Genomic DNA, 17362 nt, shown 5'->3' with positions numbered 1-17362 from the left:
TGATGTCGCAGACGCACCAGCTGGCCGCTTGCCCCAGTTGCGAGGAGCCGCTCGACGAGAGCGACCGCTTCTGCGGGGCCTGCGGATACGACCTGTCGTCGGTGCCGCCGGTGCCGGACGACCAGCCGACGCTGACCATCGCCGCCCCGGAGGCGGAGCCGGCCGAGGGGGCGCGGGCCGCTTCCGTGGACTGGCCGGACGCGCCCGAGCCGGACAGCTCGGACACGCCGGCGCCGGTCCATCTGCCGACCGACCTGGAGGGCACGGACTCGGGCGGGGGTGAACTGCCCACGGCCGTCCGGTTCGACGACGCCCCGGAGGGCGACTTCCCGCTCGCCGCGCCCGATCCGCGGACGGCGACGCCCGAGGAGCTGGGGGCCGCGACCCCGCCGGCCGGCACCAAGCTGTGCGTCGCCTGCCGGGCCGGGCAGGTCGACGCGGACGGCTACTGCGAGAACTGCGGGCACGCCCAGCCGCGCGAACGCGACCACATGGAGCAGGAGTTGGGCGCGGTCGCGGCCGTCAGCGACCGGGGCCTGCGGCACCACCGCAACGAGGACGCGTTCGCGATCTCGTCGGCCGCGCTGCCCGACGGCTTCCCCGCGGTCGTCGCCGTCGTCTGCGACGGGGTGTCGTCCGCGACCCGCCCCGACGACGCGTCGCTGGCCGCGTCCCGTGCCGCCAACGAGGCGCTGCACGAGTCGCTGCCCCGCGGCACGCACCCGCAGCAGGCCCTGCACGAGGCGATCGTGGCGGCCGCCGAGGCCGTCAACTCCCTGGCGCAGGAGCCCGCGACGGCCCGCGAGCACCAGCCGCACCAGAACGCGCCGGCGTGCACCTTCGTCGGCTCGATCGTCACGCGCGAGCTGCTGGTCGTGGGCTGGGTCGGGGACTCGCGCGCCTACTGGGTGCCCGACGACCGGACGGCGCCCGCGGCCCGGCTCACCGAGGACGACTCGTGGGCCGCGCAGATGGTCGCCGCCGGGCTGATGAACGAGGCGGAGGCGTACGCCGACGAGCGGGCCCACGCGATCACCGGCTGGCTGGGCGCGGACGCGTACGAACTGGAGCCGCACACGGCTTCCTTCAAGCCGGACCGGCCTGGTGTCGTGGTGGTGTGCACCGACGGGCTGTGGAACTACGCGGAGGCCGCGGAGGAGATGGCGCGGATCGTTCCCGCCGACGCGGCGCGGCGCCCGCTGCACAGCGCCCAGGTCCTCGTGGGCCACGCGCTCGACGGCGGGGGCCACGACAACGTAACAGTGGCGGTGCTGCCGTTCCCGGTCCCCCAGCAGGGGGCAGGATCGGCCTAGGACGGGCGGTTTCGTCCGGCCGGCACCGATCGTCACCGATGGTCTTGTTCAGGGGGGACTTGTCACCATGGCCATTTTCTCGAAGTCGAACGTCCCGCAGTTCTCGGTCGAGGTGTACCAGAACGAGTACCTGCCCGAGGGCGGCCGCGAGGTCAACGCGATCGTCACCGTGACGTCCACGGGCGGCGGCACCGTCGGCAGCGCCGTGGGGGCCCCTCATCGGTACAGCGCCGGGGACGGGCCGGACGCCGCGGTGGCGCTGATGGTGGACTGTTCCGGCTCGATGGACTACCCGCCGACGAAGATGCGGGGCGCGCGCGAGGCCTCGGCCGCGGCGATCGACACCCTGCGCGACGGGGTGCACTTCGCGGTGATCGCGGGCACGCACGTCGCCAAGGAGGTCTACCCGGGGGCCGGGCGGCTCGCCGTCGCGGATCCGGCCACCCGGGAGCAGGCCAAGCAGGCGCTGCGCAAGCTGTCCGCGGGCGGCGGCACCGCGATCGGCACCTGGCTGCGCCTCGCCGACCGCCTGCTGTCCTCCGCCGACGTGGGGATACGTCACGGCATCCTGCTCACCGACGGGCGCAACGAGCACGAGTCGCCGGAGGACCTGCGCGCGACGCTCGACGCGACGGCGGGCCGCTTCACCTGTGACGCCCGCGGCGTCGGCACGGACTGGGAAGTGAAGGAGGTCACAGGGATCGCTTCGGCGCTGCTCGGCACCGCCGACATCGTGGCCGACCCGGCGCACCTGGCGGCCGACTTCACGCAGATGATGGAGACGGCGATGGGCAAGGAGGTCGCCGACGTCGCCCTGCGGCTGTGGACCCCGCTCGGCTCCGAGATCAAGTTCGTGAAGCAAGTGGCGCCCACCGTCGGGGAGTTGACGGACCGCCGCACCGAGGCGGGCCCGCGCGCGGGCGACTATCCGACGGGTTCGTGGGGCGACGAGTCGCGCGACTATCACGTGTGCGTCCAGGTGCCGAACGCCGAGCTCGGCCAGGAGATGCTCGCCGCCCGGGTCTCGCTGGTGATCCCGCAGCCGGACGGCACCGCGCAGACGCTGTCGCAGGGGCTCGTCCGCGCGGTGTGGACGGACGACATGGCGGCCTCCACGTCGATCAACCCGCAGGTCGCGCACTACACGGGCCAGGCCGAACTGGCGCAGGTCATCCAGCAGGGCCTGGACGCCCGCAAGGCGGGCGACGTGGACGGGGCGACCGCGAAGCTGGGCCGCGCGGTACAGCTCGCGGCGCTCTCCGGGAACGCGGATACGGCGAAACTGCTTTCGAAGGTGGTGGACGTGGTGGATGCCGCGGAAGGTACTGTTCGATTGAAGGCGAAGGTCGCGGAGGCCGACGAGATGACTCTCGAGACCCGGTCCACCAAGACGGTTCGCGTCAAGAAGTAGCGTCCAGAACCAACAGCTCAGACTGACGTACGCGTACGTACGAAGGAGAGGGGGAAGCGCCGACATGCCGACCTGCCCGAACGGACACCAGTCGGGTTCCGACGACTGGTGCGAGGTCTGCGGTCACCGCATGGCCGGTGCCGTGCCCCCGCCCCCTCCGCCGCCCCCGGCCGCCGGTTACGGCTACCCCGGGCCGTCCGTGCCGCCCGCGCCGGGCGGTGTGGGCGGAGCGCCCGAGCTGTGCCCGCAGTGCCGTACGCCGCGGGAGGGCGGCGCGCCGTTCTGCGAGGAGTGCCGCTGGAACTTCCTCACGAACACGGCGACGTCGTACACCCCCGCGGCCCCGAACCCGCCGCTGCCGACGTCCGGCGGCTCCAGTGGTCCCGGTGGCCCGGCGGGTCCGAACCCGGCGCTGCGCTTCCAGCAGCCGCCGCAGGGCCGCGACCCGTACGAGTACCAGGGCTCGCGTCCCTCGCAGGTGAACCGGCCGGCCGAGCCGATCCCGCCGAACCCGTTCGGCGGCGAGCCGTCGGGCCCGTCCCCGTTCCCGCCGCCCGGGCCGAACGGGACGGGCGGGGGCGTCCCGCAGGCGTTCCAGCAGCAGCCGCCCGCGCCGGCGCAGCCGGGTCCGCCCGCGCCTCCGCCGTTCCCGGACCCGCAGGGCCCGCCGCCTCCGCCGCCGGGGCCGACGGGTCCCACGGGTCCCTCGAACCCGTCGTTCGGCGGGGGCGGGACGGGCGCCGACGACTGGGTGATCTCGCCGCCGTCGTCGGCGTCGACGACCGCGCCGCCGTTCCAGCAGCAGCCGCCCCAGCACCAGTACCCGCCGCAGCAGCCGCAGGGGCCGGTGAGCTGGTCGGCGACGATCGGTCCGGACCGTGAGTACTTCATGGCGATGATGCAGCGCAGCGGCCCCGAGGCGTCGGGCCTGAACCTGCCCGCGTACTCGCCGGAGCAGCAGCGTCAGCTCGTCGGCAACCAGATCACGATCGGCCGCCGCCGGCACTCGACCGGTGACACCCCGGACATCGATCTGTCGGTGCCGCCGGAGGACCCGGGCGTCTCGCACTCGCACGCGATCCTGGTGCAGCAGCCGGACGGCACCTGGGCGGTCGTCGACCAGAACTCGACGAACGGCACGACGGTCAACGGCGGCGAGGAGCCGATCCAGCCGTTCGTCCCGGTCCCGCTCCAGGACGGCGACCGGGTGCACGTCGGGGCCTGGACCACGATCACCATCCGGCGCGGCTGAGCGGCCACGCGTACGGCCCTTCCGGGTCGTCCAGCCAGGCCCACTGCCGGCCCTCGCGCACGGTCACGCCGAACCGTTCGCGCGCGGGCCGGCCCTCGCGTTCCCAGAGCGCCAGGGCCTCGTACGGATCCGTGGCGCCGGCGGTCAGGGTCAGCAGGAAGCGGAACAGCTCGTCCTGCAGCACCCGCCGCGGCAGCCCCCCGATCAGCGGCTCGGGCACCGTCGCCGCCGTGTCGCCCCGCAGGGCGACGAAGTACGCCGGGGTGTGCAGGAACCGCCCCTCGGCGTACTCCGTGTCCCGCACGGTCAGCACCAGCAGCCCGGTCGACAGCGGTGCGAGGATCCGCGCCCCGGGACGGCACTGCCCGAGCCAGGCCGGCGGCACCGCGCGCAGCGCGCACGTGGCCATGATCCGGTCGTAGGGCGCCCGTTCCGGGCAGCCGCGCGCCCCGTCCCCGGTGACGACGGCCGGCCGGTACCCGGCGGCGGCGAGATGGGCCCGCGCCGACTCGGTGATCTCGGGGTCGAGGTCGACGGTCGTCACCTGGTCGTCGCCCAGCCGGTCGGCGAGCAGCGCCGCGTTGTAGCCGGTGCCCGCGCCGATCTCCAGGACCCGGTCCCCGTCGCGGATGTCCAGGTCGGCCAGCATCCGGGCCATCAGCGACGGCTGGCTGCTGGAGGACACCAGCTCCCCGTCGCGCAGCCGGGTGGCCAGCGGCTGGTCCGCGTAGACACCGCGCAGCCAGCGCAGCCGGCGCTGCGGGTCGGGGTGCTCGCCCCACAGCCGCTCGTAGCCGCCCGGGACGCCCAGGAAGTAGTACGGCACGAAGAGGTGGCGCGGCACCCGCTCGAACGCCGCGCGCCAGCGGGAGTCGTCGTCCCACACCCCGCTCTCCTCGATCTCGCGCACGAGCCCGGCCCGCGCCCGTGCGGCGAGCAGCCCGAGGTCACCAGGTCCTTCGACGTGCTCTGCGCCCATATGTCCACTGTGCTGCGGCGACGCCCGTTCGGCGAGCCCCCTGCCGCGGCCCGGTGCGGTCCTAAGCCCCGGGTCCTCGGTCACCGTGTCTGAGAGCATGGACACGTGACTGAGATCCCGCGCGACACGCTTCAGGAGCAGACGTTCTACGAACAGGTGGGTGGCGAGGAGACCTTCCGCCGTCTCGTGCACCGCTTCTACGAGGGCGTCGCACAGGACCCGCTGCTGCGGCCCATGTATCCGGAGGAGGACCTGGGTCCGGCCGAGGAGCGGCTCGTCCTGTTCCTGATGCAGTACTGGGGCGGCCCGCGCACGTACAGCGACAACCGGGGCCACCCGCGGCTGCGGATGCGGCACGCCCCCTTCCAGGTGGACCGCGCCGCGCACGACGCGTGGCTGAAGCACATGCGGGACGCGGTGGACGAGCTCGGGCTCTCCGACGAGCACGAGCGGACGCTGTGGAACTACCTGACCTACGCGGCGGCCTCGATGGTGAACACCGCGGGCTGACCCGGCGGTCCCGCCCGGACACCGCTCACCGACCGCGGTGTACCACTATTCGGCCACGATCCGGTCCAGACCTCTTCCCCAACCCCGTCGGCTCTGACAGCATCCCGCACAGACTTTCGGGGGCGCACGGCGTGAAACGGGGATGCGGGGGCGGCAGGGGTGTGGGGTTTTGTCCTCCTACGGGTGCGGGCGCATCGTCTGCTGCTGACCGCCGCGGTGCTCGCGGTGCTGCTGACGGCGTCGGTGCTGGCGATGCTCAGCGCGTTCTCCGGCGCGATCGGCGACGCCTCGCTGCGGCACGCGCTGCGCACCCGGGACGCGGCGTCGACCGCGCTGGTGGTCCGCGCCGACGTCCCCGCCGAGGGGCGAAAGGCGGCCGAAACCGCCCTCGACAAGGGCGCGCGGCGCGTCTTCGACGGGCTGCCGGTACGTCGTGAGTCGCTGATCGCCTCCGGCCCGTACGCCCTGCCGCACACCCCGCACGGCAAGCAGCCGGATCTGACGAGGCTCGCGGCGATCGAGCGCTCCGAGGTGCGGGTCACCGCCGGCCGGCTGCCCCGCGCCCCGCGCGGCTCCGTGATCGAGGCGGCCGTCCCGCAGGCCGCCGCGCAGGTGCTGAAGCTGGAGCCGGGCGACCGCCTCGCCCTCACCGACCGGCTCGGCGGGCCCGCGGTCACCGTCGAACTGACCGGCGTCTACCGCCCGGCCCGCCCGCAGTCCCCGTACTGGACGCTCGACGAGCTCGGCGGGCGCGGTGTGCAGAAGCAGAGCTACACGACGTACGGGCCGCTGCTGGCGGACCCCTCGGTGCTGGCGGGCGGCAGGGTCAGCGACGGGCAGTCGGCGTGGCTGACGTCGGCGGACTTCCGGACGGTGACGACCGGCCGGATCGACGCGCTGCGGGACGCCGCCCGCGCCGGCACCCGAGAGCTCCAGCACGGCAAGGCCCTCGCGGACGCCTCCGCGGTCGGCACCTCGCTGCCCGACGTGCTGGACCGGGCGGAGCGGGCGCTGCTCGTCTCGCGCTCGACGCTGCTGATCGTCGCGCTGCAGCTGATCCTGCTCGCCGGGTACGCGCTGCTGCTCGTGGCCCGGCTGCTGAGCGCCGAACGCGCCGGTGAGACCTGGACGCTGCGGGCCCGCGGCGCCTCGCGGGCCCGCGTCACCGGGCTCGCGGCGACCGAGGCGCTGCTGCTCGCGCTGCCCGCCGCGGTGTGCGCGCCGCTGCTCGCCGGCCCGCTGACCCGGCTCGTCTCCTCGCAGGGCGCCCTGTCCCGGATCGGGCTGCGGCTCGACGTGGGCGCGGGCGGGGCGGTGTGGCTGGTGGGCGTGGCCGTCGCGGTGGGCTGCGCGCTCGCGGTGACGGTGCCGGCGCTGACCGCGCAGGCGCCCGAGCGCGGCCGGGCCCGGGCGCTGCCCGCGCCGCTGCGGTCCGGTGCCGACGTGGGGCTGCTCGTCATCGCCGGTGTCGCGTACTGGCAGCTGGACCGGCAGACGACCGGTTCGGGCGCGATCAGCGCCGACCGCGGCGGCAACCTGGGCATCGACCCACTGCTGGTGGTGGCGCCCGCGTTGGCGCTGCTCGCGGGCACCGTACTGACGCTGCGGCTGCTGCCGCCGGTGGCGAAGCTCGCGGAGCGGTGGGCGGCGAGCGGGCGCGGGCTGCCGACGGCGCTGGCGGGCTGGCAGTTCAGCCGCCGTCCGATGCGCGGCGCCGGGCCGGTGCTGCTGCTCGTCCTGGCCGTCGCCATGGGCATGCTGGCGATCGGCCAGGGCGCCTCGTGGGACCGCTCGCAGGAGGACCAGGCGGACTTCCGCTCCGGCGCGCCGGTCCGGGTCCTCGCGACGGAACCCGGCATGGACCGGGTCGCCCGGTACGGGTCCGTGCCCGGGGTGCGCGAGGCGGCGCCCGGCTACCGGCTGCCGGTGTCGCTCAGCGGCGGCCGGTCGGCCACGGTCCTCGCGCTCGACACGGCGCACCTCGAGGACGACCTGCTGCTGCGCGAGGACCTCGCGGACTCCTCGCCGCGCCAGGTCGTCGCGTCCGTCGCGCCGAGGACGAAGGCGGACCCGGGCATCGAGCTGCCCGAGAACGCCTCACGCGTCGAGTTCACCCTGCGCGGGACGCAGGCGGAGAGCGCGGACAGCGTCGGCCCCGCCGGGGTCACGACGGTCGCCGCGACCCTCCAGGACCGGTACGGACTCGCGTACCGGATGCAGGTCGGCACCCTCCCGGTGGACGGCCGCACCCACCGCCTCGGACTGGACCTGGGCCCGGCGGCGGGGCCGCTCGTCGTGACGGGGCTGGACTTCGACACGGAGAAGCGCATCGGCCAGGAGGCGACGCACCGCATCGCGTTGCAGGGGGTCGGCGCCGCCGGACAGGGCGGCTCCACCCGGCGGTTGGACATCGCGGGCACCCGGTGGACCACGTCGATGGTGGAGTCGCGGACCCCGGAACCGGGTGCGCCGGGCGCGCCGACCGCGCCGACGCTGGATGCGCAGCGGGCCGACGGGACGACGGCCGTGGTGTACGGCACCGGGTTCGAGCTGGCGGGGGACGCGGCGGGCGACCTGCCCAGCGTGAACGTCCGGCTCGGTGTCGACCGTCCCAAGGTCACGCAGATCGCCGCGGTCGCCACCGACCGCTATCTGCAGGCGACGGGGACGCGCACCGGGCAGAGCGTCGACGTGGACCTGGGCGGCGGCGAGGCCGTACGGGCCCGGATCGTGCGGAGCGTCCGGGCGCTGCCGACGACGGGCCCCGAGGCGGAGGCCGCGGCGACGGGCCCGGGCTCCGGTGCGGACGGGACGAGGGACGGTGGCGCGCTCCTGCTCGACCTGCGCGACCTCAACCGGGCCCTCGTGGACCGCGGCACCGATCCGGTCGCCCCGAACGAGTGGTGGCTGTCGACCGCGCCCGGTGACGAGGCGAAGGCGGCGGCCGCGCTGCGCGCCGACCCCGACACGGGCTACGCGCAGATCGTGGTGCGCGCGGAGATCGGCGAGCAGTTGCGTGACGATCCGCTGGGCGCGGGCCCGCAGTCGGCGCTCACCGCGGCGGCCCTCGCGGCGGCCGCGCTCGCGGCGGTCGGCTTCGCGATGAACACGGCCGGTTCGCTGCGCGAGCGCGGCGCCGAGTTCGCGATCCTCGGCGCGCTCGGGGCCTCCCGCCGGCGGCTGGCCCGGCTCGTCGCCGCCGAGCAGGGCATTCTCGTGGCGCTCGCGCTGCTGGTGGGGATCGGGCTCGGCACGTTCCTGACCCGGGCGGTGGTGCCGCTGATCGTGCTGACCGGTGACGCGACCCGGCCGGTGCCCGACGTCCTCGTCCGCCTCCCGCTGCACCAGGTGGGGCTGCTGCTCGCGGGCGTGGCCGTCACCCCCGTACTGATCACCGCGGGTCTGGCGCTGCGCAGGCCGCCGCGCGCCGCGATCACGCTGCGCACCCAGGGAGGCGAGTGACATGGCCGCTGCGACGAAGCCCGTGGCGCCCTGGGTACGCACCCGGCTGCGGGCCGCGCCGGGCGCGGCGGCGGCGCTGTTCCTGCTCGTGCTGCTCACGTCGTGCCTGGCCGCGGCGTTCCCGCGGGCCGTGGACCGCTACGAGGACGAGGGGCTGCGGCAGGCCGTCGCCGACGAGGCGCCGAGCCGGACGGTCCTGAACGTCACCGCGAGCGCCCCGGGCCTCGAGGTCGAGCAGGAGCAGCGGGAGCGGCAACTCACGGAGCGCTTCGCGAGGACCGCGTTCCACGCCATCGTCGGCTCCCTCAAGAAGCCGTACGTCGCGGACCCGCGCGAATCGTCGTACGGGCTCCGCGCCCCGGCGGGCTCGAAAGGTGTGCGCGTCGACGACGCGTGGCTGCCCCGGCCGTACGGCCTGCGGCCGGAGTTCACCCTGTACGCGCAGAGCGGGCTCGCCGCGCACGCGACGGTGACGGCGGGCCGGCTGCCGGGCGCGACCGCCACGGACACGCGGCTGGAGGCGGCCGTGACGCGGGAGACCGCGCGGCGCCTCCACATCAAGGCCGGTTCGGTCCTCCATGTACCGAGCGCGGACGCCCGGACCATCGCCGTACGGATCACCGGGATCGTCGCGCCGAAGAACCCTTCGGGCGCGTACTGGTCGGCGGCTGGGCTGCTGCGTACGCCACAGCTGCGCAGCACCGACGGCATACCTCCGTCGAGGTACTGGGGGGCCGCTCTGCTGCTGGACCCGAGTGCCTCGATCGCGCTCTCGCGCTCATGGCTCGTCGAGCCGTACTGGCGGATCGCCCCGGACACCTCGGCGCTCACGGCCCGTGAACTGCCGGACCTCAAGGCGGGGTTGGCGTACACGATGGACGGCCCCGGGATGCTGGAGGTGCAGCAGGCGACGAGGAGCACGGGCACCGAAGTCACCAGCGGGCTCCGCGACATCCTCATCCGCTACGAAGACCTGCGCGGCGACGTGACCCCGGTGGTGTCGGTCGCCGCGTACGGCACGGGCACCGTCGCCTGCGTCGTGCTGCTCATGGCGGGCGGCCTGGCCGCGGACCGGCGCCGCACCGAGTTCGCCCTGCTGCGCTCGCGCGGCGGTTCACTGCGCGGCATCGGCCGGCGGCTGTTCGCCGAGACGGCGGTGGTGGCGGTCCCCGCGGGCGCGCTCGGCTTCCTGCTCGCGGTCGCGCTCGTGCCCGGCGGCCGCCCGTCGCCGGCCGCGTTCGCCGCGGGCGCGGTGGTGCTCGTGGCGTGCGCGGTGCTGCCGGTGCACGCGCTGGCCGCGCATCGCCGCGTACGGCTGCACGGCGAGCGCGACGACGTGGCCACGGCCCGCCCGTCGGCCCGCCGCACGGTCGCCGAACTGACGGTGCTGGTCCTGGCGGTCGGCGCCATCGTGGCGCTGCGCCGCCGCGGTGCCACCGACGGCGGCGACGGCCTCGTCGCGCTCGCGCCGGTCCTGGTCGGTGTGGTGGCCGCGTTCGTCCTCGTACGGGTCTATCCGCTGCCGCTGCGCCGCCTCGTGGGGCCCACCGGGCGGCTGCGCGGCGCGGTCGGGCATCTGTCGCTGGCCCGCGCGGCCCGTGCCAGGTCGGGCGCGGGCACGGCCGTGCTGTCGCTGCTCGCGCTGCTCACGGCGCTGACGACGGCGGCGTTCGGCGGCAGCGTCCTCGCCGGGATCGACGGCACCCGCGACCACGCGGCGCTCCTCGCGACCGGCGCCGACGCCCGCGTGGAGGGGTCCGGGCCGCTCTCCGCCGCGGTCGTCTCCCGGGTCCGCGGGACGTCCGGCGTGGGCACCGTCACCCCGGCCACGATCCGCTCCGACGCCGAGGTAAGGGACGGCACCCGGCGCCTGCCGCTGGCGGCGGTGGACCCGGCGGCGTACGCGCGTCTGGCCCGTCACACGGGCCTCGGGGCGTTCGACGCGGGCGCGTTGAAGCCGTCGGGCGACACGATCCCGGCGCTGGTCTCCCCGTCGATGGCCGCGCTGTTCGAGGGCGGGCGTCTGGACCTGTGGATGAACGGCGAGATCGTGTCGCTGCGGGTGGCGGCCGTCCGCGCCACGACGCCCGCCCTCGCCGAGGACTTCCTGATCGTCGACACCCGCGCCCTCGCCCGCGCGACCGGCGTCCCGAGCCGCCCCACGACGCTGCTGCTCACCGGCACCGCCATCGACGCGGGCGCCCTGCACAAGGCGGCGGGCGGGGGCACGACCGTCCGGCTGCGCTCCGTCGAACGCGCCCGCTACGTCGACTCCCCGCTGCAGACCGGCGCCACCGGCATCTACGTCGCGGCGGTCGCCGCGGGCGCGGGCTTCGCGGTCCTCGCCCTGCTCCTCGCCCTCGCCAGGGCCGCCCCGGAGCGCCTCGCGCTGCTGGCCCGCCTGCGCACCATGGGCCTCACCCGCCGCCAGGCGCGCCGTCTGCTGATCCTGGAGGCGCTCCCCCAGGCCCTGCTCGCCGCGGCGGGCGGCGCCCTGACCGGCTGGGCCGCGGTCCTCCTCCTCGCCCCCGGCCTCGACCTCACGAGGCTGGCCCTGGCGGACGCGGCGGGCGACACGACGACCCAGCTGTCCACGGACCCGCTGTCGCTGGTGCTGCCCGCGGCGGGAGTGGTGGTGCTGGCGGCCGGGGTGGCGTCGGTCCAGGCGTGGTGGGCCGGACGGCGGGGATCGGTACGGGAGTTGAGAGCGGGTGAGACGACGTGAGGGCGCGGCCCGTGCGGCACAGCACCCCCGTCGCACAGGACATCGGGCAGCGCACCAGGCCGCACACCAGTCACGGCATCTCTCAGAACAGCACGCAGGACAGCACGCAGGACATCTCGCAGGAGACGGTGACCTCATGACGACCGACCACACCGGCACCGGCACGGCCTCCCCCTCCCTCGCGGAGCTGGAGCAGCGGGCGTCCGCCCACCGCGACCGTCCGGCGTACGGCCACGACGCGCTGATCAGCTGTGACCGGCTCGTCCGCATCTTCACGACGGACGGCGTCGAGGTACAGGCCCTGCAGGGCCTCGATCTGCTGGTCGAGGAGGGCGAGTTGATGGCTCTCGTGGGCGCGTCGGGCAGCGGCAAGTCGACCCTGATGAACATCCTGGCGGGCCTGGACGAACCCACCGCCGGCGCGGCCAGGGTCGCGGGCTACGACCTGCTCACGATGGGCAGCAAGGAACGGCTCCGCTACCGCCGTGAGGCCGTCGCGTTCGTCTGGCAGCAGACGGCCCGCAACCTCCTGCCGTATCTGACGGCAGCTCAGAACGTGGCGCTTCCCATGCAGTTGCGCGGCCGTGGTCCCCTCCGCCGCGCCAAGAAGGCCGAACGGGCCAGGGAACTCCTGGACCTCCTCGGCATCGGCGACTGCCACGACCGCCGCCCGGAGCAGATGTCCGGCGGTCAGCAGCAGCGTGTCGCCATCGCCGTGGCCCTGGCCAACGAGCCGAAGGTGCTGCTCGCCGACGAGCCCACCGGCGAACTCGACTCGCACACCGGCGAGCAGATCTTCGCCGCGTTCCGCACGGCGAACGAGGAGCTGGGCACGACCGTCGTCATCGTCACGCACGACCAGACGGTCGCCTCGGAGGTACGCCGCACGGTCGCCATCCGCGACGGCCGTACGTCGACGGAGGTACTGCGCCGCACGCACGTCGACGCGGCGACGGGCCAGGAGTCCCTGGTCTCCCGCGAGTACGCGATGCTGGACCGCGCGGGACGCCTCCAGCTCCCCGTGGAATACACGCAGTCGCTGGGCATGCGGGACCGGGTCATGCTGGAGCTGGAGGAGGACCACATCCAGATCTGGCCGGACGACCAGGAGCGGTGACAGGTCCCGCCGGGCCACCCGGCGGCCCCGGGAGGATCAGGTGACGCCGCCGCTCAGGCGGGCGTGACCGCGAGCCCGCCGAGGCCGGTGGTCCCCCGGCGCAGCGCCACCGAACCGTACGGGGTACGCAGCCGCACCCACGCCCCGGCGGCCAGCAGATCGACGGGGTCCCCGCGCAGGAACCCGAGCGAGACCGCCGCGTGCGCGACGCGCACCGGCACCCCGCCGGCCCCGATCTCCCGGGTCCAGATCTCCCGGCCGATGCGGTCGAGCGCGGCACGGGTCCGCGCCTCGGGCGCCAACTCCTCGACGCGGGACCGGAATTCACCCACGGCGACCTTCACGAGCTCGCGCAGTGCCGCCGCGCCGGGGAAGCCGGGCACCCGCTCCCACCCGCCGCGGGGCGGCAGCACTCCGGCCCACGGCGGCCCGGTGACGGCCCCCGGGACCACGGCGGTGGCGGCGCCCTCGTCGACCGACTCGAGCAACTCCCCCGCCGACACGGTCACGTCGAGCGCGTCGTCGATCCCGTTCTCGTACGGCTTCAGCAGCCGTGCCGTACGGATCGCCAGCACCTCGAACGACGGCGGCCGCCCGAACACGGCGAGCGCCTGCCCGCCGGCCTGCGCCTGGACGCGTACGGCGGCCGCCTTGTCGTAGTGCAGCAGCCGGCCCAGGAAGGCGGCGAGGTCCGCCGCCTCCCCGGTGTCGGCGAAGTGCAGCACGGGCGCGCTCATGCGGCGAGCGCCTCCGCGCCGTCGTCGAAGTACTCCCGCAGGAAGGACTTCTCGTCGTCGGTGATCCGCCGCGGCCGCTGCGCCTCGAAGTCGAACGGCACGATGACCGTCGACGCCCGGACGTAGACGTCGTCGGCGTCCTTCACCTCGTAGGCGAGCGTGAACGAGGCGGCCCGTATCTCGGTCACCCACATCTCGATGTCCACCGGCGCGTGCCGGTGGACCAACTGCCGCTTGTAGTCGATCTCATGGCGCGCCACGACAGACCCCTGCTGGAAGTCCTTGTCCGGCCGGAACAGGAAGTCGATACGGGCTTCCTCCAGGTACCGGAGGAACACCACGTTGTTCACGTGGCCGTACGCGTCCATGTCCGCCCAGCGCAGGGGGCAGGCGTATACGTGGCGAGCCATCAGCCGCGGGTCAGCTTCTTGTAGGTGGCGCGGTGCGGGCGGGCCGCGTCGGCGCCGAGCCGCTCGATCTTGTTCTTCTCGTACGACTCGAAGTTGCCCTCGAACCAGAACCACTTGGAGTCGCCCTCGTAGGCGAGGATGTGCGTGGCCACTCGGTCCAGGAACCACCGGTCGTGGGAGACGACGACGGCGCAGCCGGGGAACTCCAGCAGAGCGTTCTCGAGAGAGCTGAGGGTCTCGACGTCGAGGTCGTTGGTCGGCTCGTCGAGGAGCAGCAGGTTGCCGCCCTGCTTGAGGGTGAGCGCGAGGTTGAGGCGGTTGCGCTCACCGCCGGAGAGCACACCGGCCGGCTTCTGCTGGTCCGGCCCCTTGAACCCGAAGGCCGACACATACGCGCGGCTGGGCATCTCGACCTGGCCGACGTTGATGTAGTCGAGCTCGTCGCTCACCACGGCCCAAAGGGTCTTCTTCGGGTCGATGTTGGCGCGGTTCTGGTCGACGTACGAGATCTTGACGGTGTCGCCGACCTTGATGTCGCCGGAGTCCGGCGTCTCCAGGCCCTGGATCATCTTGAACAGGGTGGTCTTACCGGCACCGTTCGGACCGATGACACCGACGATGCCGTTGCGCGGCAGCGTGAAGCTCAGGTCGTCGATCAGCACCTTCTCGCCGAAGGCCTTGCTGAGGTTGTTGACCTCGACGACGATGCTGCCCAGGCGCGGGCCCGGCGGGATCTGGATCTCCTCGAAGTCCAGCTTCCGCATCTTGTCGGCCTCGGCGGCCATCTCCTCGTAACGAGCGAGACGGGCCTTGGACTTGGCCTGACGCCCCTTGGCGTTGGACCGCACCCACTCCAGCTCTTCCTTGAGCCGCTTCTGCCGCTTCTCGTCCTTCTTGCCCTCGACCTTGAGCCGCTCGGACTTCTTGGTGAGGTAGGTCGAGTAGTTGCCCTCGTAGGGGATGGCGCGACCGCGGTCGAGCTCGAGGATCCACTCGGCGACGTTGTCGAGGAAGTACCGGTCGTGGGTGATGGCGACGACGGTGCCCTTGTACTGGGCGAGGTGCTGCTCCAGCCAGTTCACCGACTCGGCGTCGAGGTGGTTGGTGGGCTCGTCGAGGAGCAGCAGGTCGGGCGCCTCGATGAGGAGCTTGCAGAGCGCGACGCGGCGCTTCTCACCACCGGAGAGGTTGGTGACGGGCCAGTCGCTGGGCGGGCAGCCCAGCGCGTCCATGGCCTGCTCCAGCTGACCGTCGAGGTCCCACGCGTCGGCGTGGTCGAGGTCCTCCTGGAGCTTGCCCATCTCTTCCATGAGCGCGTCGCTGTAATCGGTGGCCATGAGCTCGGCCACCTCGTTGAAACGCTTGAGCTTGCCCATGATCTCGGCGGCGCCGTCCTGCACGTTCTCCAGGACGGTCTTCGACTCGTCGAGCTTCGGCTCCTGCATGAGGATGCCGACGCTGTAGCCGGGCGACAGGAAGGCGTCACCGTTCGACGGCTGCTCGATGCCCGCCATGATCTTCAGGACGGTCGACTTACCGGCACCGTTCGGACCGACGACGCCGATCTTCGCTCCGGGGAGGAAGTTCAGGGTGACGTCGTCGAGGATCACCTTGTCGCCGTGCGCCTTGCGCGCCTTGCGCATGGTGTAGATGAACTCAGCCAAGAGAAACCGTCCGGCAGTCGAAGTGTGGCAGCGAGGGGCCCGCGTGATGCGGCTCCACCGCGTGAGGGCAGATACACCCCATCTTGCCGCATGGCCAGTGCTGGGCGGAAACCCGTATCAGGGGGTGGGCCTGAGCTGGGGGTTTCGGCGGGCCGCGGTGGTGGGGCTGTGTACGGCGGGAGGTGAGCGTTGGACGCGGACGGCCCGGTCCGACGCGAGAAGCGCCGGGCCGGGCCGTCGGGGACGTCGTCGGATCAGTCCGTGCCGAACTCCATCGCCGCCCGGTCCAGCGCAGCGTCGTCGTCGGAGACCGCGCCGCGGGACGCGATGGCCTCGGCGCCGCCCTCGGGCAGGGTGCCGATGAGGCCGGTCGCGGCGGCCTGGGCGGCGCCGATCGCCGGGTTGGCGGTGCCGATCAGGCCGAGGCCCGCGTACTGCTCCAGCTTGGCGCGGGAGTCGGCGATGTCGAGGTTGCGCATGGTCAGCTGGCCGATCCGGTCGACCGGGCCGAACGCGGAGTCCTCGGTGCGCTCCATGGAGAGCTTGTCCGGGTGGTAGCTGAACGCCGGGCCGGTCGTGTCGAGGATCGAGTAGTCCTCGCCGCGCCGCAGGCGGAGGGTGACCTCGCCGGTGACGGCGGCGCCGACCCAGCGCTGGAGCGACTCGCGGACCATGAGGGCCTGCGGGTCCAGCCAGCGGCCCTCGTACATGAGGCGGCCCAGGCGCCGGCCCTCGTTGTGGTACTGGGCGAGGGTGTCCTCGTTGTGGATCGCGTTCACGAGGCGCTCGTACGCGGCGTGCAGGAGGGCCATGCCCGGGGCCTCGTAGATGCCGCGGCTCTTGGCCTCGATGATCCGGTTCTCGATCTGGTCGGACATGCCCATGCCGTGGCGGCCGCCGATGGCGTTGGCCTCCATCACCAGGTCCACGGCGGAGGCGAACTCCTTGCCGTTGATGGTCACCGGCCGGCCCTGGTCGAAGCCGATCGTGACGTCCTCGGTGGCGATCTCGACCGACGGGTCCCAGAACTTCACGCCCATGATGGGCTCGACCGTCTCCACGCCCGTGTCGAGGTGCTCGAGGATCTTGGCCTCGTGGGTGGCACCCCAGATGTTGGCGTCGGTGGAGTACGCCTTCTCCGTGCTGTCCCGGTAGGGCAGGTCGTGGGCGACCAGCCACTCCGACATCTCCTTGCGGCCGCCGAGCTCGGCGACGAAGCCCGCGTCGAGCCAGGGCTTGTAGATCCGCAGGTTCGGGTTGGCGAGCAGGCCGTAGCGGTAGAACCGCTCGATGTCGTTGCCCTTGTACGTCGAGCCGTCGCCCCAGATCTGGACGTTGTCCTCGAGCATCGCGCGGACCAGGAGCGTGCCGGTGACGGCGCGGCCCAGCGGCGTGGTGTTGAAGTAGGCGCGACCGCCCGAGCGGATGTGGAACGCGCCGCAGGTGAGCGCGGCGAGCCCCTCCTCGACGAGCGCCTCGCGGCAGTCGACCAGGCGGGCGACCTCGGCGCCGTAGGACTTGGCGCGGCCGGGGACCGAATCGATGTCGGGCTCGTCGTACTGGCCGATGTTCGCCGTGTACGTGCAGGGGACGGCGCCCTTGTCACGCATCCATGCGACCGCGACCGAGGTGTCGAGGCCACCCGAGAAGGCGATGCCGACGCGCTCGCCGACGGGGAGGGAGGTGAGGACCTTGGACATAGGAAGAGTATGCATGATTACGCATGACCATGCAACGGTGATGTGCGTCCCACCCCGCCGGGCGGCCGGTGCGGCCGTCGGC

13 protein-coding genes are annotated in these 17362 nt (G+C 73.6%); 8 read left to right on the top strand and 5 right to left on the bottom strand.

The window, feature by feature from the left end:
* Window positions 1-2: 2 nt before the first annotated feature.
* From ACQUQD_RS26520 to ACQUQD_RS26510, 3 genes are all read left to right on the top strand, one after another.
* The gene (locus ACQUQD_RS26520) at window positions 3-1313 is read left to right on the top strand and encodes a PP2C family serine/threonine-protein phosphatase (protein ID WP_428954634.1); all 1311 of its coding nucleotides are present in this window, start codon (window positions 3-5) and stop codon (window positions 1311-1313) included.
* A 67-nt stretch (window positions 1314-1380) separates the two neighbouring features.
* Window positions 1381-2724, top strand: coding sequence for a vWA domain-containing protein (locus ACQUQD_RS26515; RefSeq protein ID WP_428954633.1), 1344 nt, complete (start codon window positions 1381-1383; stop codon window positions 2722-2724).
* A gap of 64 nt (window positions 2725-2788) precedes the next feature.
* The gene (locus ACQUQD_RS26510; protein ID WP_428954632.1) at window positions 2789-3976 is read left to right on the top strand and encodes an FHA domain-containing protein; all 1188 of its coding nucleotides are present in this window, start codon (window positions 2789-2791) and stop codon (window positions 3974-3976) included.
* Here ACQUQD_RS26510 and ACQUQD_RS26505 read toward each other — a convergent pair.
* A complete protein-coding gene (locus ACQUQD_RS26505; protein WP_428954631.1) occupies window positions 3957-4955 on the bottom strand; it encodes a methyltransferase domain-containing protein in 999 nt (332 codons plus the stop codon). The genes ACQUQD_RS26510 and ACQUQD_RS26505 overlap by 20 nt on opposite strands.
* Window positions 4956-5060: 105 nt before the next feature.
* Between ACQUQD_RS26505 and ACQUQD_RS26500 the strand changes: the two genes are divergently transcribed.
* The 5 genes from ACQUQD_RS26500 (at window position 5061) to ACQUQD_RS26480 (ending at window position 12769) form a co-directional block, all read left to right on the top strand.
* The gene (locus tag ACQUQD_RS26500) at window positions 5061-5465 is read left to right on the top strand and encodes a globin (protein WP_428954630.1); all 405 of its coding nucleotides are present in this window, start codon (window positions 5061-5063) and stop codon (window positions 5463-5465) included.
* A 159-nt stretch (window positions 5466-5624) separates the two neighbouring features.
* Window positions 5625-8927, top strand: a complete 3303-nt coding sequence (locus ACQUQD_RS26495) for an FtsX-like permease family protein (protein WP_428954629.1) — start codon at window positions 5625-5627, stop codon at window positions 8925-8927.
* 1 nt (window position 8928) lies between these two features.
* On the top strand, window positions 8929-11652 hold the full coding sequence (locus tag ACQUQD_RS26490) for an FtsX-like permease family protein (RefSeq protein ID WP_428954628.1): 2724 nt from the start codon (window positions 8929-8931) through the stop codon (window positions 11650-11652).
* An 11-nt stretch (window positions 11653-11663) separates the two neighbouring features.
* On the top strand, window positions 11664-11792 hold the full coding sequence (locus ACQUQD_RS26485; RefSeq protein WP_428954627.1) for a hypothetical protein: 129 nt from the start codon (window positions 11664-11666) through the stop codon (window positions 11790-11792).
* Window positions 11789-12769, top strand: coding sequence for an ABC transporter ATP-binding protein (locus tag ACQUQD_RS26480; protein ID WP_428954626.1), 981 nt, complete (start codon window positions 11789-11791; stop codon window positions 12767-12769). Before ACQUQD_RS26485 ends, ACQUQD_RS26480 begins: the two co-directional genes overlap by 4 nt.
* 53 nt (window positions 12770-12822) lie before the next feature.
* Here ACQUQD_RS26480 and ACQUQD_RS26475 read toward each other — a convergent pair whose 3' ends face one another.
* From ACQUQD_RS26475 to argG, 4 genes are all read right to left on the bottom strand, one after another.
* On the bottom strand, window positions 12823-13506 hold the full coding sequence (locus ACQUQD_RS26475) for a hypothetical protein (protein WP_428954625.1): 684 nt from the start codon (window positions 13504-13506) through the stop codon (window positions 12823-12825).
* Window positions 13503-13916: an acyl-CoA thioesterase gene (locus tag ACQUQD_RS26470; protein WP_428954624.1), complete on the bottom strand. Its 414-nt coding sequence runs from the start codon at window positions 13914-13916 to the stop codon at window positions 13503-13505. Before ACQUQD_RS26470 ends, ACQUQD_RS26475 begins: the two co-directional genes overlap by 4 nt.
* Entirely contained in the window at window positions 13916-15580 is a 1665-nt protein-coding gene (gene ettA, locus ACQUQD_RS26465; protein WP_428954623.1) for an energy-dependent translational throttle protein EttA, read from the bottom strand. The genes ACQUQD_RS26470 and ettA overlap by 1 nt, the downstream gene beginning before the upstream one ends.
* A 254-nt stretch (window positions 15581-15834) precedes the next feature.
* On the bottom strand, window positions 15835-17280 hold the full coding sequence (gene argG / locus ACQUQD_RS26460; RefSeq protein WP_428954622.1) for an argininosuccinate synthase: 1446 nt from the start codon (window positions 17278-17280) through the stop codon (window positions 15835-15837).
* Between the last annotated feature and the right edge of the window lie 82 nt (window positions 17281-17362).

It is taken from the genome of Streptomyces sp. cg35 (assembly GCF_050410835.1).
Classification (GTDB): Bacteria; Actinomycetota; Actinomycetes; order Streptomycetales; family Streptomycetaceae; genus Streptomyces.
This window is presented reverse-complemented; position numbering and strand designations above follow the sequence as displayed.